The organism is Kitasatospora sp. NPDC058032, from assembly GCF_042885845.1.
GTDB lineage: Bacteria > Actinomycetota > Actinomycetes > Streptomycetales > Streptomycetaceae > Kitasatospora.
Genome location: NZ_JBHVRK010000002.1, coordinates 425,170 through 446,504 on the forward strand (window position 1 = coordinate 425,170; position 21,335 = coordinate 446,504).

21 protein-coding genes and 1 riboswitch are annotated in these 21,335 nt (G+C 74.3%); of the genes, 9 read left to right on the top strand and 12 right to left on the bottom strand.

Annotated features, from left to right (window positions below; genetic code table 11):
• Positions 1–45 precede the first annotated feature (45 nt).
• The 3 genes from ACFVUH_RS04835 to ACFVUH_RS04845 all read right to left on the bottom strand — a co-directional run bounded on the left by ACFVUH_RS04835 (position 46) and on the right by ACFVUH_RS04845 (position 2,337).
• Positions 46–435, bottom strand: a complete 390-nt coding sequence (locus ACFVUH_RS04835; protein WP_355361718.1) for a DUF3040 domain-containing protein — start codon at positions 433–435, stop codon at positions 46–48.
• Positions 436–877: 442 nt separating this feature from the next.
• Positions 878–1,630, bottom strand: a complete 753-nt coding sequence (locus ACFVUH_RS04840; RefSeq protein ID WP_355361720.1) for a methyltransferase domain-containing protein — start codon at positions 1,628–1,630, stop codon at positions 878–880.
• A gap of 89 nt (positions 1,631–1,719) precedes the next feature.
• Positions 1,720–2,337, bottom strand: a complete 618-nt coding sequence (locus tag ACFVUH_RS04845; RefSeq protein WP_387911211.1) for an SAV_6107 family HEPN domain-containing protein — start codon at positions 2,335–2,337, stop codon at positions 1,720–1,722.
• A gap of 486 nt (positions 2,338–2,823) precedes the next feature.
• Here ACFVUH_RS04845 and ACFVUH_RS04850 point away from each other — a divergent pair, with 486 nt between their 5' ends.
• Together ACFVUH_RS04850 and ACFVUH_RS04855 are read left to right on the top strand one after the other, a co-directional pair.
• A complete protein-coding gene (locus ACFVUH_RS04850; RefSeq protein WP_355361724.1) occupies positions 2,824–3,483 on the top strand; it encodes a DUF4126 domain-containing protein in 660 nt (219 codons plus the stop codon).
• Positions 3,484–3,493: 10 nt separating this feature from the next.
• Positions 3,494–4,999, top strand: coding sequence for a phytoene desaturase family protein (locus ACFVUH_RS04855; protein WP_387911213.1), 1,506 nt, complete (start codon positions 3,494–3,496; stop codon positions 4,997–4,999).
• Positions 5,000–5,150: 151 nt separating this feature from the next.
• Here the strand turns inward: ACFVUH_RS04855 and ACFVUH_RS04860 are convergent, their stop codons facing one another.
• Together ACFVUH_RS04860 and metF are read right to left on the bottom strand one after the other, a co-directional pair.
• On the bottom strand, positions 5,151–6,044 hold the full coding sequence (locus tag ACFVUH_RS04860) for a hypothetical protein (protein WP_387911215.1): 894 nt from the start codon (positions 6,042–6,044) through the stop codon (positions 5,151–5,153).
• Positions 6,045–6,167: 123 nt separating this feature from the next.
• Positions 6,168–7,082 carry a methylenetetrahydrofolate reductase [NAD(P)H] gene (gene metF / locus ACFVUH_RS04865; RefSeq protein WP_387911217.1) on the bottom strand — a complete coding sequence of 305 codons (915 nt, stop codon included), beginning with the start codon at positions 7,080–7,082 and terminating at the stop codon, positions 6,168–6,170.
• Positions 7,083–7,303: 221 nt separating this feature from the next.
• Between metF and ACFVUH_RS04870 the strand changes: the two genes are divergently transcribed.
• Complete coding sequence (locus ACFVUH_RS04870) at positions 7,304–8,410, top strand: polyprenyl synthetase family protein (protein WP_355361732.1); 1,107 nt, start codon at positions 7,304–7,306, stop codon at positions 8,408–8,410.
• A 50-nt stretch (positions 8,411–8,460) separates the two neighbouring features.
• Here the strand turns inward: ACFVUH_RS04870 and thiE are convergent, their stop codons facing one another.
• The 3 genes from thiE to ACFVUH_RS04885 are packed head-to-tail and all read right to left on the bottom strand — an operon-like array spanning position 8,461 to position 10,756.
• A complete protein-coding gene (gene thiE / locus ACFVUH_RS04875) occupies positions 8,461–9,105 on the bottom strand; it encodes a thiamine phosphate synthase (RefSeq protein WP_387911220.1) in 645 nt (214 codons plus the stop codon).
• Positions 9,102–9,467 carry an Rv2175c family DNA-binding protein gene (locus ACFVUH_RS04880; RefSeq protein WP_355361735.1) on the bottom strand — a complete coding sequence of 122 codons (366 nt, stop codon included), beginning with the start codon at positions 9,465–9,467 and terminating at the stop codon, positions 9,102–9,104. The genes thiE and ACFVUH_RS04880 overlap by 4 nt, the downstream gene beginning before the upstream one ends.
• A gap of 59 nt (positions 9,468–9,526) precedes the next feature.
• The gene (locus ACFVUH_RS04885) at positions 9,527–10,756 is read right to left on the bottom strand and encodes an NAD(P)/FAD-dependent oxidoreductase (protein ID WP_387911222.1); all 1,230 of its coding nucleotides are present in this window, start codon (positions 10,754–10,756) and stop codon (positions 9,527–9,529) included.
• 107 nt (positions 10,757–10,863) lie between these two features.
• A riboswitch (TPP riboswitch) is annotated at positions 10,864–10,970 on the top strand.
• On the opposite strand from ACFVUH_RS04885, the gene thiO reads away from it, so the two are divergent.
• From thiO to pknB, 4 genes are all read left to right on the top strand, one after another.
• Complete coding sequence (gene thiO / locus ACFVUH_RS04890; protein WP_387911224.1) at positions 10,965–12,128, top strand: glycine oxidase ThiO; 1,164 nt, start codon at positions 10,965–10,967, stop codon at positions 12,126–12,128. (Overlaps the previous riboswitch by 6 nt.)
• A complete protein-coding gene (thiS, locus tag ACFVUH_RS04895) occupies positions 12,125–12,346 on the top strand; it encodes a sulfur carrier protein ThiS (RefSeq protein WP_350549453.1) in 222 nt (73 codons plus the stop codon). Before thiO ends, thiS begins: the two co-directional genes overlap by 4 nt.
• 3 nt (positions 12,347–12,349) lie before the next feature.
• Entirely contained in the window at positions 12,350–13,147 is a 798-nt protein-coding gene (locus ACFVUH_RS04900) for a thiazole synthase (protein ID WP_355361741.1), read from the top strand.
• 139 nt (positions 13,148–13,286) lie between these two features.
• Positions 13,287–15,074 carry a Stk1 family PASTA domain-containing Ser/Thr kinase gene (gene pknB / locus ACFVUH_RS04905; protein ID WP_387911340.1) on the top strand — a complete coding sequence of 596 codons (1,788 nt, stop codon included), beginning with the start codon at positions 13,287–13,289 and terminating at the stop codon, positions 15,072–15,074.
• A 58-nt stretch (positions 15,075–15,132) separates the two neighbouring features.
• Here the strand turns inward: pknB and ACFVUH_RS04910 are convergent, their stop codons facing one another.
• Entirely contained in the window at positions 15,133–15,762 is a 630-nt protein-coding gene (locus tag ACFVUH_RS04910) for a molybdopterin-dependent oxidoreductase (RefSeq protein ID WP_355361743.1), read from the bottom strand.
• A gap of 249 nt (positions 15,763–16,011) precedes the next feature.
• Between ACFVUH_RS04910 and bfr the strand changes: the two genes are divergently transcribed.
• Positions 16,012–16,491, top strand: a complete 480-nt coding sequence (gene bfr / locus ACFVUH_RS04915) for a bacterioferritin (RefSeq protein ID WP_355361745.1) — start codon at positions 16,012–16,014, stop codon at positions 16,489–16,491.
• 10 nt (positions 16,492–16,501) lie between these two features.
• Here bfr and ACFVUH_RS04920 read toward each other — a convergent pair whose 3' ends face one another.
• Both ACFVUH_RS04920 and ACFVUH_RS04925 read right to left on the bottom strand, forming a co-directional pair.
• A complete protein-coding gene (locus ACFVUH_RS04920; protein WP_387911226.1) occupies positions 16,502–16,780 on the bottom strand; it encodes a bacterioferritin-associated ferredoxin in 279 nt (92 codons plus the stop codon).
• A 189-nt stretch (positions 16,781–16,969) separates the two neighbouring features.
• Positions 16,970–18,307, bottom strand: coding sequence for a class II 3-deoxy-7-phosphoheptulonate synthase (locus ACFVUH_RS04925; protein WP_355361749.1), 1,338 nt, complete (start codon positions 18,305–18,307; stop codon positions 16,970–16,972).
• Positions 18,308–18,616: 309 nt separating this feature from the next.
• On the opposite strand from ACFVUH_RS04925, the gene ACFVUH_RS04930 reads away from it, so the two are divergent.
• The gene (locus ACFVUH_RS04930) at positions 18,617–20,575 is read left to right on the top strand and encodes an anthranilate synthase family protein (RefSeq protein WP_387911228.1); all 1,959 of its coding nucleotides are present in this window, start codon (positions 18,617–18,619) and stop codon (positions 20,573–20,575) included.
• A gap of 52 nt (positions 20,576–20,627) precedes the next feature.
• Here ACFVUH_RS04930 and ACFVUH_RS04935 read toward each other — a convergent pair whose 3' ends face one another.
• Positions 20,628–21,326: a response regulator transcription factor gene (locus tag ACFVUH_RS04935; protein WP_355361753.1), complete on the bottom strand. Its 699-nt coding sequence runs from the start codon at positions 21,324–21,326 to the stop codon at positions 20,628–20,630.
• Between the last annotated feature and the right edge of the window lie 9 nt (positions 21,327–21,335).

Below are 21,335 nucleotides of genomic sequence, written 5' to 3' on the forward strand. Positions count from 1 at the left end.
TACCGTCCGCCGGTAGGGGCGGTGCGGTCCCTCGGAATCCGTCGCTCAGAAGCCGCCGGTCTGCTCGTCGCGCCGACGCTGCCAGCGCTGCTCAACCCGGTCCATCATCCCGGCCTTGCGGCGGGGCGCGGCGGCCTGACCGCCGGAGCGCTGCGCCTGGCCCGCGGGCCCGCGGCGCCAGCCCGTCACGGCGAAGACCGCGCACCCGAGCATCACCAGGAAGCCCACCACACTGACCCAGATCTGGTCGACGACCATGCCGCCCATCAGCAGGCCGATGCCGACCACGAAGCCGCCGATGGCCAGATACACCCGCCGGCGGGTGTAGGTGCGCAGGCCGGTTCCCTCAAGCGCCGACGCGAATTTGGGATCTTCGGCATACAGCGCTCGCTCCATCTGGTCGAGCAGTCGCTGCTCGTGCTCCGAGAGCGGCACGGAGTCCTCCTACTCGTCGGTCGCGGGTGCGACCGGTCCGCCGCCCCGGTCGGGGTGGCAAGTCCAATCAGCCTTAAGAACACGCGGTCGGACGCCTGTGCGGGGGCCCGGGCCCGTGTCGTCCATATGCCCCGAGCATCCGGCGGTCATGCTTTCCGGCTTTACCCAGATCATACGGTCCACGGGCCCGTCGCGGAGTGGTCGACCACGCGTGGGCCCGGCCACTTCGGCGGCTCCTCGCCGCACCCTCCTCAACGCGGCAGGGGGCGGACAAGTGCCCGATCCATTGGAATCGGCCCGGACCTGGGGAGATCCCGAGGAGAGGGCGCGGAGACGGGGTGGAAGGCGCACCGACGGTCGGCCGGCGAACGGTGGGAAGTCCGTCGGCGAACGGCGGTGGGCCGACAGTGGACCGGCGGTGGACCGGCGGTGGACCGTCCGGTCAGCCCAGGGTGGCCAGCAGGTGGAGCTGGGTCGCCACCGCGTGGAAGGCCGGCTGCCCGGCGGCGGCCTCCTCCAGCTTCAGCAGCGCGTCCAGCGCGCCCGGCTCGGTGTCCACCAGGACGCCCGGCACCAGGTCGGCGAAGACCCGCACACCGTGCACCGACTCCACCCGCAGCCCGGCGCCGGCCGCCAGCCGGTCCAGCTCCTCGCCCGTGAAGCGGCGCGGCATCGGGTCGTTCGCGCCCCAGCGGCCGTCGGCGGCACTCAGCACCGCGCGGGCGTCGTCGAAGTGGCCGCCGAGCGCGCGGGCGAGCACGGCGCCGTTGCGGTTGGCCGCCAGCAGGCTCACGAAACCACCCCGGCGCAGGGTGCCGGCCAGGCTGGCGAGCGCCTCGGCCGGGTCGTCGACGACCTCCAGCACGCCGTGGCAGAGCACCGCGTCGACGGTGCCGGGCGCGACCAGCTCGGGCAGCGTCTGGGTGTCGCCCTGCACGGCGCGGACCAGGTCGGTCACGCCGGCCTCGGCGGCCCGCCGCTCCAGCGCGAACAGCGCGTCCGGGCTCGGGTCGACCACGGTGACCCGGTGACCGAGCCGGGCCACCGGCACCGCGAAGTTGCCGGTGCCGCCGCCGGTGTCGACCACGTCGAGCACCGGCTGGTCCAGCTCGGCCACCCGCTTCTCCAGGGCGGCGCGCACCACCTCCCACACCACGGCGGTACGCAGGGCGCTGCGGGGACGCGTCGGGTACAAGGCGAGGCTCCTTGGCACGTGCAGTGTCGATCAGGTTGTCTCCACCTTAGGCCCTCCCGTCCCGGCGCCCCGTTCGGCCGCCCCTTCGCTCACCCGGCCTCGCGCACCTCCGCCTCCCCCGGTCCGTCGGCCCGCCGCCCGTCCGCCCGCTGCCCGTCGATGTCGTCCAGCGGCAGCCGCGGGGCGGGCGGGGCGGCGTGCAGGCCGAGCAGGCGCTCGACCAGGCGCAGGAACAGCGCCGAGTTGCGGACCAGGTCGTCCGCGTCCCGGACCGAGGCGGCGCCCCGGATGCCCGCCTCGGCGGCCGCCCGGCGGCGTGCACCAGCCGCGAAGTACGGCGCCCACTCGGCGAGTTCGGGCGCCACCTCGGGCAGCACCTCCCAGGCGCTGCGGATCGCCCGGCGGCGCCGCTCGCTCTTCTCCGGGCGCCCGCGCACGGCGAGCACCGCCGCCACGGTGCGCAGCGCCGCGAGGTGCGCGGCGGCGTACCGCTCCAGCGGGTCCTCCAGGTCGCGGGCCCGGGCGAGGGTGCGGTGGGCCTCGGCAAGCAGGTCGAGCGCGGCGGGCGGGGCGGCGGCCCGGCGCAGCACCGGGTGCACATCGGCACCGGCGGACGGCCGGTGGGCGGAGGAGCGCGGCGCGCTCCCCGGTCGGTAGGCGGCGGAGTGGAGGCGGGCGGTGACGGGCTCAGGGTGGCTGATGGTCATGGTCTCCCCCGTTCCGAGGCAGCGCCCGGGCCGGGTGGCCCGTGCCCCTCCATGGTGAACGGCACCACTGACAATCGGGCCCTGCGGTGACCGGCCCGGCCGGCCACCGAAGCGCCGTCCCCCCACGGACGGCGCTTCGGCACTTCCCGGTCCCCCCGGGCACCGGCTCCCCCGTGGCCCGCTCCGCCGCCCCGTGTCGGCGGTGCGCGGCCTCCGGCCGGCTCCGGCGCGGACGGGTCCGTGCGATCGCACCGGCCGTCCGCTCCTCCGGGGCGGGGCGCCCGACGCGCCGCCTTCCCGGTGCCACCACTGTGACGTCCACGCAGGTCAAAGGCCATCCGCGCAGGTACTCAATCGGCCGTCTGAGTATCCGTACTCAGACGGTCGGGACGGGAACCACCGGTCGGCCCGGCGGCGTCCCGGTACGGTACGGCGAGTCGGGCCGATCCCGGCGGGGACTGCGAGCAGGAACGGACGGGGAAACGGATGACGATCGTCCCGCTGATCTTCACCAGCGGACTGGCGAGCGGGATCAACGCCTACGCGGTGGTGCTGCTGCTCGGCCTGCTGGGCCGGTTCGCCGGGGCCGACTCGGTGCCGGCCGCCCTGGAGCGCACCGACGTGCTGCTCGCAGCCGCCGCGCTGTTCCTGCTGGAGGCCGTGGCCGACAAGATCCCGTACGTGGACAGCGTCTGGGACGTCGCCCACACGGTGATCCGGCCGATCGCGGGCGCCACCGTCGGCGCGCTGATCGCCTCGACCGACCCGGGTTCGCTGAGCGAGGTCGCGGCGGGCGCGATGGGCGGCACGACGGCGCTGGTCAGCCACCTGGTGAAGGCCTCGCTGCGGATGGCGGTCAACACCTCGCCCGAGCCGGCCAGCAACATCGCGGTCTCGCTGGCCGAGGACGTCTCGGTGGCCGGGCTGGTCACGCTGGCGATCTTCCACCCGTGGCTGGCCGCCTCGATCGCCGCCGTGCTGCTGCTGGCCGGCGTCCTGCTGGTGTGGTTCGCGATCAACCGGATCCGCGCCTTCCGCGCCCGCCGTCGCGAACGCCGTGCCGCCCGCGCGGCCGGGACCGCAGGTGCCGCCGGGACGGCTGGGGCCGGGCAGCCCGTGACCGGGGGATCCGTCCGGCGGTCCTAGGATCGTCACCATGGCACGGATCGTCATCATCGGCGCAGGTATGAGCGGGCTCGCGGCGGCTTCCCGGCTGGCGACCCTCGGGCACAAGGTGACGGTCTGCGAGGCACGCGGCACCTACGGCGGCATGGTCGGCCGCTACGAGCGCGACGGCTTCGCGTTCGACACCGGCCCCGGACTGCTCACCCTGCCCGCCGTCTACCGCGACCTCGCCCTGAAGACCGGGCGCGAGCCGCTGGAACAGCTGGTCGAGCTCGGCCCGGTCGACCCGGAGAGCCGGCACCTGTTCCCCGACGGGACGGCCGTGTCCCTCCCCAACGCCTCCCGGGGCGGCGTGGTCCAGGCCCTCGACGAGGCCTTCGGCCCGGGCGCGGGCGAGCGGTGGGCCGAGGTGCTGAACCACGGCCGCACGGTCTGGGAGGCCACCCGCCGCCCGCTGCTGGAGGAGCCGCTGCCGGCCGACCCGGCGCCGCTGCACACCGACCCGTACCCCGTGCCCGGCGCGGCCCGGCGCGGCCTGTTCGGCCGGCGTCGCCCATCGCGCCAGTGGACGCTCGCCGACGTCGCCGCCGAGCAGCTCGGCGGGCACCCGGGACTGACCGCCCTGCTGCACGAGCACGCGCTGCGGTTCGGCCTCGACCCGCGCACCGCCCCCGCCGGGGCCACCGTGCTGCCGTACATGGAGCAGTCCTTCGGCGTCTGGTACGTCAAGGGCGGCCTGCGAGCGCTGGCCGACGCGGTGTACCGGCGCTGCGAGCAGCGCAAGGTGGAGTTCCGCTTCGAGACGCCGGTCGCCAAGGTGGTCGTCCGCGACGGCCGGATCTGCGGCGTGCAGACCAAGGGCGACCGGATCGACGCCGATCTGGTGGTCTCCTCGATCGACGCCCGGGTGCTGTACACCCAGTGGATGGGACCGGCCGAGAGCTCGGACGAGTGGCCCGCCGCCGCCGGCCGGCTGCACGGCGTGCCGGGGCGGGTGAGCGTACTGCTCGCGCTGCGCGGCGCCCGCCCGGAGGGCACGGCGCACCGCACGGTGGTGCACGCCGGCGACCCGGCCGCCGAACTGGCCGGCGTCTTCACCCCGGGCGCCCCGCCGACCGACCGGCCGACCGTGCAGGTGCTGCGGCCGGACGACCCGTCGCTGCACCCGGCCGGGCACGAGGCCGTGGTGCTGACGGCGACCACCCCGTCACTGGACCTCGACTGGGGCACGCCCGGGGTCGCGGACGCCTTCGCCGACCGGATGCTCGACCACGTCGACGCGGCCGGCCTGAACCTGCGCGAGCGGCTGCTCTGGCGCGTGGTCCGCACCCCCGAGCACACCGAGCGCGAGACCGGCTCCTTCTTCGGTTCCGTCCCGCCCCCCGCCCTCGCCGGCCTCGACGGCGACCTCCTCCAGGCCCCGAACGAGGACCACCCCGGCCTCTACCTCACCGGCGGCGCCGCCCACCCCGGCGGCGGCCTCGCCCGCGTCGGCATGTCCGCCTGCATCGTCGCCAACCTCATCGGCCCCGCCTGACCCCCGCCGCAGAAAGTCGGATCCGCCGACTTCCTGTGTGCACAGCCACGCTTCTACGCGCATAGAGCACGCTGCGAGGCGGTCTGGCGACCGGAGATCGAGGGGGGTGGAGTGGGAAGTCGGCGGGGCCGACTTCCCGGGCGCGCTCAGCTCAGGGCTGCTGCTGCCAGGTGGGGTGCTGCTGCTGGTAGCCGTACTGGTCGTAGTGGGGCTGCTGCGGCTGGTGGGGGATGCCGGTGATGGGCTGGTCGGGCTGCGGCTGGGGTTCGGCGGGCTGCCACGGCTGCTGCTGGTCGTAGCCGTACTGCTGCTGTTGTTGCTGCTGGGGCTGTTGGTAGCCGGCGTACGGGTCGGCCTGCTGCTGCTGGTAGTTGCCGTACGCGTCGGGCTGCTGCTGGTAGGTGCCGTAGCCCTGGTCGTAGCCGTACTGCTGCTGCCACTGCTGCTGCTGGTCGTAGCCGTACTGCTGCTGCTGTTGTTGCTGCTGCTGCGCCGGGTCGTAGCCGGCCTGGTAGGCCTCGGTGTAGGCGGCGGCGTCCTGCTGCTGCTCGTAGTAGGCCGGCGCGTACACGCCGTCGGCGGCGAGCTCCTGCATCTCGAACGCGGCGGTCTGCTCGACGGCCGCCTCCTCCACCGCCACCGGCGCCACGGCCGGGGCCTCCTCGACCGCGCCCACCTCGCCGACCTGCTCCACCGCGACCGCCGCGGCGGCCGCCGCCGCGCCCCCACCGGTGAGCGCACCGAGCAGCGGCACCTTGGCGAGCGGCCCGGGCAGCCTGCCGTCCGCCGCCCGCAGCGACCACCCGGAGGCGTACCCGCGCTTCACCGAGAGCGTCACGAAGGTCTGGCCGACCGCGAACATCGCGGCGCCCGCGCCGATCACCGGCACGGACCCGGCCGCCATCCCGGCGGCCACCGCGAGGAAGCCCGCCAGGGCGAGGCCGCGCCAGTGCAGCGGGGCCCGGTTCTGGAACAGCAGCTCGGCGACCAGCCAGAGCGCCACCACCGCCAACGCGACGTACAGCAGCAGGTATCCGATGCCCATCCCGCCCGCTACCTCCCAGTCGCGTGCCCGCGCCCGCCGCGCGTGTGCGGCGACTGTACCGGTTCAACGGCCCGGGTACCGCATCGCGTTCCCGTCCCCCGTGGGAACGTGACGCGCCGCAGCTCAGCGCCGGTGCAGACCCAGGTTCTGGTAGATCTCCAGCGTCGCCGTCGAGTGGTTCAGCGTGATGAAGTGCAGCCCGGGGACGCCCTCCGCCAGCAGCCGCTCGGACATCGCGGTGGCGTGCTCCATGCCGATCGCGCGCAGCGCCGCCGGGTCGTCGATCGCCGCGCGCAGCCTGGCCTCCAGGTCCGGTGGGAAGGCCGAGCCGCTCAGCTGCGGGAAGCGCTCCAGCTGCTTGGCGTTGGTGACCGGCATGATCTCCGGGATGATCGGCGTCTCGCACCCGGCGGCCGTCACCCGGTCGCGCAGTCGCAGGTAGTCGTCCACCTCGAAGAACATCTGGGTGATCGCGTAGTCGGCCCCGGAGCGGACCTTCGCCACGAAGTGCCGGATGTCGTCGTCCCAGTTGGTCGAGCGCGGGTGCATGTTCGGCGAGGCCGCCACGCCGACGCAGAAGTCGCCGATGCCCTTGATCAGCTCGACCAGCTCGTACGCGTAGGTGACGCCCTCCGGGTGGCTGACCCACTCGCCCAGCGGGTCGCCGGGCGGGTCGCCGCGCACCGCGAGGACGTTGCGCACGCCCTGGTCGGCGTACTGGCCGATGATGTTGCGCAGCTCGGCCACGGAGTGGTCGACGGCGGTCAGGTGGGCGACCGGGGTGAGCGTGGTCTCGGTGGCGATCCGCCCGACCATGTTCACCGTGCGTTCGCGCGAGGAGCCGCCGGCGCCGTACGTCATGCAGACGAAGTTGGGGTCGAGCGGTTCGAGCCGCCGGATGGCGTCCCAGAGCTTCTGTTCACCGGCCTCGGTGCGCGGCGGCATGAACTCGAAGGAGAAGGACCGCTTTCCGGCCGCCAGGAGTTCGCGGACCGTCTGCGCGCGGTCCGGTCTGGTCGAAGCGATACCGAGTGCCATGCTGGCAGATTAGCCGCCGGTGGAAGGGCGCGGACAACTCGGTCCCAGCCCTTGAGACGCCGGATGGACGACAGGTGGACGCCGGATGGACGACGCCGGGGCCCGGCACGGGATCCGCGCGGACGACGGGTCGCACGCCCGGCCGGAGCTCGCGCGTACGGCTGTTCCCCTCCACCCCGGATACGCTTGCTGCGCACCCCAGCTACCTCCGGAGCCCCATCGTGACCTCCTCCAGCCACCGGCCGGCCAACCCGATTGACGTGGAGGACGTGCGCGAGCGCGTCAACGCGGCCCTCGTCGGCTTCATGGACGGCCAGTCGGCCCTGCTCGGCAAGGTCTCCCCACAGCTGGAGCCGGTCACCGAGGCGCTGCGCGACTTCCTGCTGGACGGCGGCAAGCGGCTGCGCCCGGCGTTCTGCTACTGGGGCTGGCGCGGCGCCGGCGGCCCGGCGGCGGGCGAGGGGATCACCCGTGCGGCAGCGGCCCTGGAACTGCTCCAGGCCAGCGCGCTCGTCCACGACGACCTCATGGACCGCAGCGACACCCGCCGCGGCCTGCCCTCCGTGCACCGCCGTTTCGAGGCGATGCACCGCGAGCGCGGCTGGCGCGGCGACCGCGAGCAGTACGGCGCCTCGGCGGCGGTGCTGCTCGGCGACCTGCTGCTGATCTGGTGCGACGAGCTGTTCCTGAACTCCGGCCTGGACCCGGCGGCGGTGCTGGCCGCCAAGCCGATGTTCGACCTGATGCGCACCGAGGTGATGGTCGGCCAGTACCTGGACGTGCTGGAGCCGGTCGCCGGGGACTCCACCGACCAGGGCGCACTGGACCGCGCGCAGACCGTCCTGCACTACAAGTCGGCCAAGTACACGATCGAACGGCCGCTCCAGGTCGGCGCCCTGCTCGCGGGGGCCCCGCCCCGGCTGGTGGAGGCGTACGGGGCGTTCGGCCTGCCACTGGGCGAGGCGTTCCAGCTGCGGGACGACCTGCTCGGCGTGTTCGGCGACCCGGCGGTCACCGGCAAGCCGGCCGGCGACGACCTGCGCGAGGGCAAGCGGACGCTGCTGGTCGCGCACGCGATGCGGGGCCTGCCGGCCGCCGAGGCACGGCACCTGGACGAGCGGCTGGGCGCGCCGGACCTGACCGCCGGGGAGGTCGCCGGGCTGCGCGAACTGGTGGCCCGCAGCGGCGCGCCGGAGCGGGTGGAGCAGCGGATCGAGGAACTGCTGCGCCAGGCGCTGGCCGCGCTGGACGAGGCGCCGCTGGCGGACCCGCGGGCCCGGGAGACGCTGCTGGCGCTGGCCGAGGCCGCCACCGTCCGCAAGTACTGACCCCTCCGCACAGGCGCGGGGGCGGAGCGGACGGCGGCGGCCCCGGTCGGTCAGTGGGCGCGCAGCCGGCGGGCGAACTCGGCGGCCGCGGCCCCCGGGTCGTCCGCGGCGGTGACGGCCCGGACGACGACCACCCGGCGGGCGCCGGCGGCCAGCACCTCGTCCAGGTTGCCGAGGTCGATGCCGCCGATGGCGAACCACGGGCGGTCGGTCCCCAGCTTCGCCGCGTACTCGACCAGGCCCAGGCCCGGCGCGGGGCGTCCGGGCTTGGTCGGGGTCGGCCAGACCGGACCGGTGCAGAAGTAGTCGACGCCGGGCTCGGCGGCGGCCGCGTCCACCTCGGACTCGGCGTGGCAGGACCGCCCAATCAGCACGTCCTCGCCGATGATCGCCCGGGCGGCGGGCACCGGCAGGTCGTCCTGCCCGAGGTGCAGCACGTCGGGGCCGGCCGCGTGGGCGACGTCGGCGCGGTCGTTGACGGCGAGCAGCTTGCCGTGCCGGCGGCAGGCGTCGGCGAAGACCTCCAGCGCCGCCAGTTCCTGCCGGGCCTCCAGGCCCTTGTCCCGGAGCTGGACGATGTCGACGCCGCCGGCCAGCGCCGCGTCCAGGAACTCGGCGAGGTCGCCGCGCTCGCGCCGGGCGTCGGTGCACAGGTACAGCCGGGCGTCGGCGAGCCGCTCCCGTCGGTCCGTCACAGCGCCATCGCCTGGGCGCGGCGCTTGACCTCGGTGGCCCGGTTCTCCCAGAGCGCCTGGACGGGGGTGCCGGGCAGCGACGGGTCCTCGCTGAACATCCACTCGAGGATCTCCTCGTCGCTGAACCCGCTGTCGCGCAGCACCGTCACCGTGCCGACCAGGTGCTTCACCGGGCCGGTCTCGTCGATGAACGCCGCCGGGACCTGCAGCGACTTGTTGGGGCCGCGGCGGACCGCGATCAGGTCACCCTTCTTGACCATGTTGCGGACCTCGGTGACCACCAGACCCCACTTCTCGGAGATGTCGGGGAGGTACAGCCACGCGGGGACCAGGGCTTCAATCTTGGCTTCGATCTCACTCACAAGCACCAGACTGCCACCTCGGCGGCCCGCCGCGCACCAACCGGGTCCGCCGCCCGGCGCTACCCGGCGGCCAGGGCCGACTTCAGCGGGACCGCCGGGTCGGCCGCGCGGGCCGGGTCGAGCACGGCGCCGCGCTCGATCAGCCGCCGTCCCTGGGTCAGGTCGCGCGGCCGGTCGACCGCGAGCAGCGCCCGCAGGGCGCCGTCGCGCAGCCAGAGCACCGACCAGCCGGCGTCCGACGGCGAGCCGCGCCACAGCAGCTCGTCGCCCGCCCCGTGCCGTCCCGCGTACTGCGCCATCCGGCCGAACTGCTCGGACCAGAAGTACTGCACCGGGTCGTACGGCGGCGCGTCCGTTCCGAGCAGGGTGGCGGCGACGGCCTCGCCGGACTGCAGCGCGTGGTCCCAGTGCTGGACGGTCAGCCGGGCGCCGGAGCGCGCCGAGGGGTAGCTGACGCAGTCGCCGGCCGCGAGGACGCCCTGCACGGTGGTGCGCAGCCGCTCGTCCACCAGCACGGCGCCGGCCGCGTCCAGGGCGACCCCGGTGCCGGCCAGCCAGCCGGTGGCCGGGCGGGCGCCGATGCCGACCACGACCTCGTCGGCGGGCAGGTGCGAGCCGTCGGCGAGCAGCACCGCGCCCGGTTCGACGGCGGCGACACCGGTGCCGCAGCGCAGGTCCACCCCGGCCTCGGCGTACCAGGCGGCCATCGCCCGGCCGACCTCGGCGGGCAGCGCGCCGGGGACGGGTGCCGGGCCTGCTTCGACGACGGTCACCTCGCAGCCGGCCGCCCGGGCGGCGGTGGCCACCTCGGCGCCGATCCAGCCCGCGCCGACCAGCACCAGGCGCAGGCCGGGGCGGAGCAGGGCGCGCAGCGCCAGCGCGTCGTCCAGGGTGTGCAGCAGGTGGGCGCGCTCGGCGCCGGGCAGGGCGCGCGGCTCGGCGCCGGTGGCGATCACCAGCGCGTCGTACGGTTCGTCCCCGGCGTCGGTGTGCAGCAGGCCCGCGCCGCCGGGGCCGCCGGCGGTGAGTCCGGTGGCGCGGCGGCCGGTGAGCACTTCGACGCCGAGCTCAGCGAAGTCGAGGTCGAGGGCGGTGCTGTCGGCCTTGCCGAGCAGGACGTCCTTGGAGAGCGGCGGCCGGTCGTACGGCGCGTGCGGCTCCTCGCCGACCAGCGTGATCCGCCCCTGCCAGCCGTCGCGCCGCAGCACCGCGGCGCACTGCGCCCCGGCCAGCCCGGCGCCCACGACGACCACCCGATCCGTCTGTCCCGTTCCGTTCAGCTCAGCCACGCCCGTCACTGTACTGAGCCCGGTCCCGGGTCCGAGGTCCTAGGCCCTTCCCCGCCCCCTCTCGCGGGCACCTTCAGGGGGCGCACCCCCCGGAGTTAAGGTGGGGGCACCATCACGGGAGCCCGGCGCACCGGGCTGAGAGGCGGGCTGGCACGGCCCGCGACCGTCCGAACCTGATCCGGGTCATACCGGCGAAGGGAGAGCAGCTTTGACACGCCTGGTACGGGGCGCCCATGCCGAGGTGCTGGTCATCGGCGGTGGGATCATCGGCCTCGTCGTCGCCTGGCGGGCGGCCCAGCGCGGGCTGCGCGTCCTGCTGATCGACCCCTGGCCCGGCCACGGTGCCGCCCAGGTCGCGGCGGGCATGCTCGCCCCGGTCACCGAACTCCAGTACGGCGAGGAGCCGCTGCTGCGCCTCGGGATGGCCTCCAACGAGCGGTACGCGTCCTTCGCCGCCGAACTCACCGAGGCGAGCGGCGGCCGGGACATCGGCTACCGGCAGTGCGGCACCCTCGCCGTCGCCCTCGACTCCGACGACCGCGCGGAACTGCGCGAGCTGCACGCCTTCCACCAGCGGCTCGGCCTGGACTCGCAGTGGCTCACCGGCCGCGAGGCCCGCCGGCTGGAGCCGATGCTCGCCCCGGGCGTGCGCGGCGGCCTGCACGTCACCGACGACCACCAGGTGGACGGCCGCCGGCTGGCCGAGGCCCTGCTGCACGCGTGCGAGCGGGCCGGCGTGGTGGTGCACCGCACCGAGGCCACCGAGCTGCTGGTCGAGCACGACCGCGCGACCGGCGCCCGGCTGGCCACCGGCGAGAGCGTCACCGCCGACCGGATCGTGCTCGCGGCCGGCTCGCGCAGCCACCTGCTGCCCGGCCTGCCCCCGGGCGTGCTGCCGGCGATCCGCCCGGTCAAGGGGCAGGTGCTGCGGCTGCGGGTGCCCGAGGCGTACCGGCCCTTCCTCTCCCGCAACGTGCGGGCCGTGGTCCGCGGCGGCCACCTCTACCTGGTGCCGCGCGAGAACGGCGAGCTGGTGGTCGGCGCGACCACCGAGGAGCAGGGCCACGACACCACGGTCACCGCCGGCGGGGTGTACGAGCTGCTGCGCGACGCGCACGAGCTGGTCCCCGGCATCACCGAACTGCCACTGGTGGAGACCGGCGCAGGGCTTCGCCCCGGCTCGCCGGACAACGCGCCGCTGCTCGGCCCGACCGCGCTGCCCGGCCTGGTCGCCGCCACCGGCCACTACCGCAACGGCGTCCTGCTGACGCCCGTCACCGGCGACCTGCTGGCCGACTACCTGGCCACCGGCACCCTGCCGGAGCTCGCCCACCCGTTCTCCCCCACCCGATTCACGAAGGTCCCGGCATGAGCCCCCGCACCAGCGACATCCCCCTGAGCGTCAACGGCGAGCCCCGCGAGGTGCCCGCCGCGACCACCCTCGCCGAGGTGGTCGCCACCCTCAGCCAGGCGCACTCCGGCGTCGCCGCCGCCCTGAACGAGGCCGTGGTGCCGCGCGCCGAGTGGCCGCGCACGCCGCTGTCGGCGGGCGACCGGATCGAGATCCTCACCGCCGTCCAGGGAGGCTGACCGATGGCCGACGACCTTCTCACCATCGCCGGGACGTCCTTCTCCTCCCGGCTGATCATGGGCACCGGCGGCGCCCCCAGCCTGGAGGTCCTGGAGCAGGCGCTGCGGGTCTCCGGCACCGAGCTGACCACCGTGGCGATGCGCCGGGTGAACGCCGGCACCCAGGGTTCGGTGCTGGACGTGCTGAGCCGCAACGGCATCCGGGTGCTGCCCAACACGGCCGGCTGCTTCACCGCCGGCGAGGCCGTGCTGACCGCCCGGCTGGCCCGCGAGGCGCTCGGCACCGACTGGGTGAAGCTGGAGGTGATCGCCGACGAGCGGACCCTGCTGCCGGACCCGATCGAGCTGCTGGACGCCGCCGAGACCCTGGTCGACGACGGCTTCACGGTGCTGCCGTACACCAACGACGACCCGGTGCTGGCCCGCAAGCTGGAGGACGTCGGCTGCGCGGCGATCATGCCGCTGGGCTCGCCGATCGGCTCCGGTCTGGGCATCCGCAACCCGCACAACTTCCAGCTGATCGTGGAGGGCGCGGGCGTCCCGGTGATCCTGGACGCCGGTGCCGGCACCGCCTCGGACGTCGCGCTGGCGATGGAGCTGGGCTGCGCCGCGGTGATGCTGGCCTCGGCCGTCACCCGCGCCCAGGACCCGGTGCTGATGGCCGACGCGATGCGGCACGCCGCCGAGGCGGGCCGGCTGGCCCACCGGGCGGGCCGGATCCCGCGCCGGTTCCACGCCGAGGCCTCGTCCGCGATGGCCGGCCGTGCCGACCTGGACACCCGCGAGCACCCGGCGTTCTGACGGTCCGTTCCGGGCGCCCGACATTCCGGATAATCAATACGATCATCATCCCGGTGTCACAAACCGGGCACAGAGCGGCCCCGGGAGCGGTGTCTCCCGGGGCCGGCGGACCCCCACGTCCTAGACTCGCCGGGTGGACATGGCATTGCGCGACCCCCTGATCGGTACCCTGCTCGACGGCCGGTACCGGGTCGAGCGGCGGATCGCCACCGGCGGCATGTCCACCGTCTACCAGGGCACCGACACCCGGCTCGACCGGGTCGTGGCGCTCAAGGTGATGCACCCCTCGCTGGCCGGCGACACCGCGTTCACCACCCGCTTCATCCGCGAGGCCAAGGCCGTCGCCCGGCTCGCCCACCCCAACGTGGTCAACGTCTTCGACCAGGGCGCCGACGGCGCGCACGTCTTCCTCGCCATGGAGTACGTGCCCGGCGGCACCCTGCGCGACCTGCTGCGCGACCGCGGCGCGCTCTCCGTGCGGGCCGCCCTGGACATCCTGGAGCCGGTGCTCGCCGCCCTCGGCGCCGCCCACCGGGCCGGACTGGTGCACCGCGACGTCAAGCCCGAGAACGTGCTGATCACCGAGGACGGCCTGGTCAAGGTCGCCGACTTCGGCCTGGTCCGGGTGCTCAACGCCGCCGACGGCACCACCACCTCCACCGCCGCGACGGCCGGCACCGTGCTCGGCACCGTCTCCTACCTCGCGCCCGAGCAGATCCGCCCGGGCGCCGAGACCGACCAGCGGGTGGACGTCTACGCGGCCGGCATCCTGCTGTACGAGATGCTCACCGGCGCCCGCCCGCACACCGGCGAGAACCCCGTCCAGGTGATGTACCGCCACCTGCACGAGGACGTCCCGCCGCCGTCCGCCGCCGTCCCCGGCGTGACGCCCGGGCTGGACGCCATAGTGGCCGGCGCCTGCGCCCGGGACCGCGCGAACCGCCCGCACGACGCGGTCGAGCTGCTCGCCGCGCTCCAGCGGGTGCGCCGCGGGCTCACCCCGGACCAGCTGGACGCCGAACCGCCGGCCTCCACCCGGCCCAGCCCGCGCTACCCGACCGGCGAGGCGACCTCGGTGCTCACCCCGGTGCTGCTGCCGGCGCCCCCGGTCGAGCGCACCAGCGTGCTGGACGTGCCGCCGGACCTCATGGACCAGCTGCTCACCGAGCCCCGCCCGTACGACGAGCCGCCGCCGCCCCGCGCCCCGCGCCGCGCCCGGCGCCCCCGGTCCGCCGCCGCCCGCCGGCTGCCGCGCGGGCCGCTGATCTGGACGGCCGTGGTCGCCGCCCTGGTCCTGCTGGTCGGCGGCGCCACCTACACGATCTCCGGCGCGGTGTACGGCACGGTGCCGGGCGTGCTCGGCAAGGACCGGACCGAGGCGGAGCGGATCCTGGACGCCGCGGGCATGCACGGGCGGGTCTCCGAGGTGTACAGCGAGTCCGTCCCGGTCGGCCAGGTGATGGCCGCCGCCCCCGGGGTGGGCACCCGGACCAGGAAGAGCGACGCGATCACCCTCACCGTCTCGCGCGGGCCCAAGCGGATCGCCGTCCCGGACGTGGTCGGCCGCCCGTCCGCACAGGCCTCCTCGACGCTGACCGGGGCGCAGCTGACCGCCGGCACGGTGACCGAGACGTACAACGACACCGTCCCGGAGGGCTCGGTGATCAGCAGTTCGCCGGCGGCCGGCCAGCAGGTGCCGGAGAACACGGTGGTCGCGCTGGTGGTCAGCAAGGGCATGGTGCCGGTCCCGGACGTCACCGGGATGTCCAAGGAGGCCGCCGAGAAGGCGCTCCAGGCGGCCGGATTCACGATGCAGAGCAGCGGGGTCAACCTGTTCGGCACCGGCAAGGTGACCGGCCAGTCCCCGGCGGCGGGCGAGCGCCGCCCGCAGCGCACCGTGGTCACGGTCAACTTCCCGTTCCTGTAGGCGTTCCCGCGGGCGTTCCCACGGGATCCGCCGCCCGCGGGATCCGCCGCCCGCCGGCTCAGCGCAGCGGGCCGTCGCCCGGCTCCTCCTGGTGGGAGTAGCGCTGCTCCCGCCACGGGTCGGCCCGGTTGTGGTAGCCGCGCTCCTCCCAGAAGCCGCGCCGGTCGGCCCGCATGTACTCGACCGCCCGGACCCACTTGGGGCCCTTCCAGGCGTACAGCCGCGGGACGACCAGCCGGACCGGGAAACCGTGCTCGGCGGTGAGCACCTCGCCGTCGCGGTGGGTGGCGAGCAGCGTGTCGGAGGCGGCGAAGTCCTCCAGCCGCAGGTTGGCGCTGTAGCCGTACTCGGCCCAGACCATGACGTGGGTGACGCCGGTGTCCGGCGGCGCGAGGTCGAGCAGGGCCGCGGCGGCCACCCCGGTCCACTCGCCGTCGAGCACCGAGAAGCGGGTGACGCAGTGCAGGTCGGCCCGGACGGTGGTGCGCGGCAGGGCGTTGAAGCCCTCGAAGTCCCAGCTGTGCTTCTCGGCCGAGGCGGTCGCGCCGAACACCTGGAGATCCCAGGTCAGCGGCTTGAAGCGGGGCACCGGGCCGTAGTGCAGGGCGGGCCAGCCGCGCTGGACGCGCTGGCCGGGCGGGAGCCTGGGGTCAGACGGCGACGACGGTTCTTGTTCGGACTGACCCATGGATCCATGGTGACAGACGGCGGGCGGCACCCGAAGTGCGCCCCTTCCGTACTCCACGCGCCCCGCTCGTACGGGCCAACGACGGGGGCGAGGGTTTTCCCGTGCGCTGGGCAAATCGGATATTCCGACACATGTCCTAGTGAGTGTGAACTTACTGGAATTTCCCCCCAAAGCGGTGCCAGGATGCCTCCAGCCGGAGCCGACGGGCACACGGCCCCGATCCCGCACGCAGAGCAGGAAGGCAACACCATGAAGGGCGACGCAGAGGTCATCGAGTTCCTCAACGAGCAGCTCACCGCCGAACTGACCGCCATCAACCAGTACTTCCTGCACGCCAAGATGCAGGAGAACTTCGGCTGGACGAAGCTCGCCAAGTACACCCGGCACGAGTCCTTCGACGAGATGAAGCACGCCGAGGTGCTCACCGACCGGATCCTCTTCCTCGACGGGCTGCCCAACTACCAGCGGCTCTTCCACGTCCGGATCGGCCAGACGGTCAAGGAGATGTTCGAGGCGGACCGGCAGGTCGAGGTCGAGGCGATCGACCGGCTCAAGCGTGGGATCGTGGTGATGCGGGCCAAGAACGACGTCACCTCGGCCAACATCTTCGAGTCGATCCTGGCGGACGAGGAGGAGCACATCGACTACCTCGACACCCAGCTCGCCCTGGTGGAGAAGCTCGGGGAGGCGCTCTACATCGCCCAGCTGATCGAGCAGCCGGAGTCCTGAGCGCCCCCGGTCAGGCGGCGCGCAGCGGCGCCGGCACGACGGCGGGCGCGACGGCGGGTACGGCGGGCTCGGCCGCCGGGTCGGCCAGGCCCAGCCTGGCGGCCAGCCGGGCGGTCGGGCAGGGCCGGGCGCCGTGCTCGCCGAGCAGGGCCTGGATCCGCCGCACGCAGGACCCGCAGTCGGTCCCGGCCTTGCAGCCCTTGGCGATCTGGCGCGGGGTGTTGGCACCGCCGTCGATCGCCCGCTTCACCTGGTCCTCGGTGACCGCATGGCACATGCACACGTACATCGCGGTCTCTCCCGGGAGTGAAGCGGTGAAGCGGACTGGATCTTGACTAAGGCAAGCCTTAGTTCACTGAGCCTCACCTTACCCCGGTGGAGCGAGTACGCAAAAGCCTCTCCGGCCCGGGAAACCCCCAGGCCGGAGAGGCTTTTGTCACATGCGCGGTACCCTCGGGCGCCGCCCGTGGGGCGCTGTTCAGTTGCCGCCGCGGTACATCTCGGCGACCAGGAACGCCAGGTCCAGCGACTGGCTGCGGTTGAGCCGCGGGTCGCAGGCCGTCTCGTAGCGCTGGTGCAGGTCGTCGACCAGCACCTCGTCGCCGCCGCCGACGCACTCGGTGACGTCGTCACCGGTCAGCTCGACGTGGATGCCGCCCGGGTGGGTGCCGAGCGCGCGGTGCACCTCGAAGAAGCCCTTGACCTCGTCGAGCACGTCGTCGAAGCGGCGGGTCTTGTGGCCGCTGGACGCCTCGAAGGTGTTGCCGTGCATCGGGTCGCAGATCCAGACCGGCTGCGCGCCCGAGGCGGTGACCTTCTCCACCAGGGTGGGCAGGTGCTCGCGGACCTTGCCCGCGCCCATCCGGGTGATGAAGGTGAGCCGGCCGGGCTCGCGCTCCGGGTCCAGCTTCTCGATCAGGGTCAGCGCCTCGTCGACCGAGGTGGTCGGGCCGAGCTTCACGCCGATCGGGTTGCGGATCTTCGAGGCGAACTCGATGTGCGCGTGGTCCAGCTGGCGGGTGCGCTCGCCGATCCACACCATGTGGCCGGAGACGTCGTACAGCTCGCCGGTGCGCGAGTCCACGCGGGTCAGCGCGGTCTCGTAGTCCAGGATCAGCGCCTCGTGGGACGAGAAGAACTCGACCGTCCTGAACTCCTCCGGCGCCACGCCACAGGCGTTCATGAACGCCAGCGCGTTGTCGATCTCGCGGGCGAGCTGCTCGTAGCGCTGGCCGGCCGGCGAGTTGCGCACGAAGTCCTGGTTCCAGGCGTGCACCTGGCGCAGGTCGGCGTAACCACCGGTGGTGAAGGCGCGCACCAGGTTGAGCGTCGCGGCGGACGCGTTGTACATCCGCTTCAGCCGCTCCGGGTCCGGGATCCGGGACTCGGGGGTGAACTCGAAGCCGTTCACCGAGTCGCCGCGGTAGACCGGCAGGGTCACGCCGTCGCGGGTCTCGGTCGACTTGGAGCGCGGCTTGGAGTACTGGCCGGCGATGCGGCCGACCTTGACGACCGGCACCGAGGCCGCGTACGTCAGCACGGCCGCCATCTGCAGCAGGGTCTTGAGCTTGTTGCGGATGTGCTCCGCCGAGACACCGTCGAAGGCCTCGGCGCAGTCACCGCCCTGCAGCAGGAACGCCTCACCACGGGCCACGGCACCGAGCCGGGCGCGCAGCTGGTCGCACTCGCCTGCGAAGACGAGCGGCGGATACGAGGCGAGCTCGGCAAGGGTCTTGCGCAGAGCCTCTTGGTCCGGCCATTCAGGCTGCTGCGCCGCGGGCAGGGTCTGCCAGGTGTGGAGATTCGTCACGGTCACGCGACCAAGGCTACGGGGTGCGACAACCGATTTGTGACCACCGCCCGAGGGGTGAGACACCGTGCGGACAATCGGGTGACGGGCCTCACTCCCGGCCGGGCATCCGCTAGGCTCGGGCCCGTGAACACGCCGCACACCTTCTCCTGGTGGTGGGCCGACCCCCTGGGTGGCCCACAGCCCGCGCGTTCCTAGACGCAGACGACCGGCCGCCCCTCGGGGCGGCCGTCGGCGTTCTCAGCCGGTCGACGGCCCTCCCGGGAGCGGAATCCCCACCGCCGCAGAAGCCACCCCGGAAGGAACGCCGTTACCGTGACCAGTGCCGCCGACCTGCTCGCCCGACTCACCGCCGCCGACGCACCGGCCTTCGCCCTGCTGCACCGCCGCACCCCGCGCACCGCCCCGGACACCGTCGAGGTGCTGCTCGGCACCGTCGGCGTCCACGACCGGCTGGCCGACCTCCCGGTCCGGCACGGCGCCCCCGCCGACGGCCCCGTGCACGACCTGCTCGCGCTCGTCCCCTACCGGCAGATCCGCGAGCGCGGCTTCGAGGCGCACGACGACGCCACCCCGCTCCAGGCCCTGGCCGTCACCGAGCAGTACGCCCTGCCGCTCGCCGAGGTCGCCGCCGCACTCCCCCGGCTGCCGGTCACGCTCAGCGACGGCGGCTTCGACATCGACGACGCCGAGTACGCGGCGATCGTGCGCCGGGTGATCGACGAGGAGATCGGCCGCGGCGAGGGCGCCAACTTCGTCATCCGCCGCGACTTCACCGCGACGCTGGAAGCCCCCGGCGGAGCCGGTGGTGGAAGCTGCTCCCCCGCCCTCGCCCTCACCCTGTTCGGCCGGCTGCTGGAGCAGGAGCGCGGCGCCTACTGGACCTTCCTGGTGCACACCGGGGACCGCGTCCTGGTCGGCGCCTCCCCCGAGGTGCACGTCCGGCAGAGCGGCGGGACGGTCGTGATGAACCCGATCTCCGGCACCTACCGCTATCCGGCCGCCGGCGCCGGACTGGACTCGCTGCTCGACTTCCTCCACGACCCCAAGGAGCTGGAGGAGCTGACCATGGTGGTCGACGAGGAGCTCAAGATGATGTGCACCGTCGGCGACCTCGGCGGCCAGGTGCTCGGCCCTCGGCTCAAGGAGATGTCCCACCTCGCGCACACCGAGTACGAGCTGCGCGGCCGCACCTCGCTGGACGTCCGCGAGGTGCTCACGGAGACGATGTTCGCCGCCACCGTCACCGGCAGCCCGGTGCAGAACGCCACCCGGGTGATCAAGCGCTACGAGCGCGGCGGACGCGGCTACTACTCCGGCGCCCTCGCGCTGATCGGCCGCTCGGCCAGCGGCGGCCAGCTGCTCGACTCGCCGATCTGCATCCGCACCGCCGACATCGACCCGGCCACCGGCCGGCTCGCCGTCCGGGTCGGCGCCACCCTGGTGCGCCACTCCGACCCGCTCTCCGAGGTCGCCGAGACGCACGCCAAGGCCGCCGGGGTGCTCACCGCGATCGGCGCCCGCCCGGCCCCCGCCCGGCCGGCCGGCCCCAGCGGCCCGCGGCTGGCCGACGACCACCGCGTCCAGGCCGCGCTGGACGCCCGGCGGGCCGGCCTCGCCCCGTTCTGGCTGCGGATGCAGCAGCCGGCCCGGGCCACCGAGGCGCTGGAGACCCTGGTCGTCGACGGCGAGGACACCTTCACCGCGATGCTCGCCCACCTGCTGACCTCGCTCGGCCACCGGGTCACCGTGGTCCGCTACGACGAGCCGGGTCTGCGCGAGCGGGTCGCCGCCCACCCCGGCCCGCTGGTGCTCGGCCCCGGCCCGGGCGACCCGGCCGCCGCGGACGACCCCAAGATGGCCGTGCTGCGCCCGGTCGTCGCCGACGCGCTGGCCGCCGTCCGCGACGGCCGGCGCACCGCCCCGGTGCTCGCCGTCTGCCTCAGCCACCAGCTGCTGTCCGCCGCGCTCGGTCTGCCGCTGGTCCGCAAGGCGGTGCCGTACCAGGGCGCGCAGGAGGACATCGAGCTGTTCGGGACGCGGCGCACGGTCGGCTTCTACAACGCCTTCACCGCCCGCTGCACGGACGACGACGCCGCCCGGCTGGCCGCCGAGGGCGTCGAGGTGGCCCGCGACCCGCTGACCGGGGACGTGCACGCGCTGCGCGGGCCGGGCTTCGCCGGGCTGCAGTTCCACCCGGAGTCGGTGCTCACCCGGGAGGGCGTGGAGATCGTCGCCGGGCTGCTGCGCGGCGCGGTGCCCGCCGCCGGCTGAGCCGGGGCACGCACCGGGCGGGGTGCCGGACCGCACCCCGCCCGGTGGGGCGTCAGATCTCGTCGTCCAGCCCCTGCTCGATCGCGTACCGGACCAGCTCGACCCGGTTGTGCAGCTGGAGCTTGCCGAGGGTGTTCTGGACGTGGTTCTGCACCGTGCGGTGCGAGAGCACCAGTCGATCGGCGATCTGCTTGTACGACAGGCCCTTGGCGACCATCCGCAGCACCTCGGTCTCCCGGGCGGTCAGCTGCGGGACGACCGGCGCGGCGGCGGCGGGCGGCTCGGCCGCCAGCCGGCGGAACTCGCCGAGCACCAGGCCGGCCAGGCCCGGGGTGAACACCGCGTCGCCGACGGCCGTACGGCGCACCGCGTCCAGCAGCTCCTCCCGCCCGGCCGACTTGACCAGGTAGCCGGTCGCACCGGACTTCACCGCCTCCAGCACGTCCGCGTGCTCGCCGCTCGCGGAGAGCACCAGGACGCGCACCGTCGGGTCGTGCGCGACCACCTGGCGGCAGACCTCGGCGCCGGGCAGACCGGGCAGGTTGAGGTCGAGCACCACCACCTGCGGGGCGCAGGCGCGGGCCCGGCGCACGGCCTCCTCGCCGTCGCCGGCGGTGGCCACCACGTCCAGTCCGGCCTCGGCGAGGTCGCGGGAGACGGCGTCGCGCCACATCGGGTGGTCGTCCACCACCATGACCCGCACCGGTCGCCCCGCGGGCGCCTGCTGGTCGATCGGCTGCTGGGTCGTCATGCTCGGGGC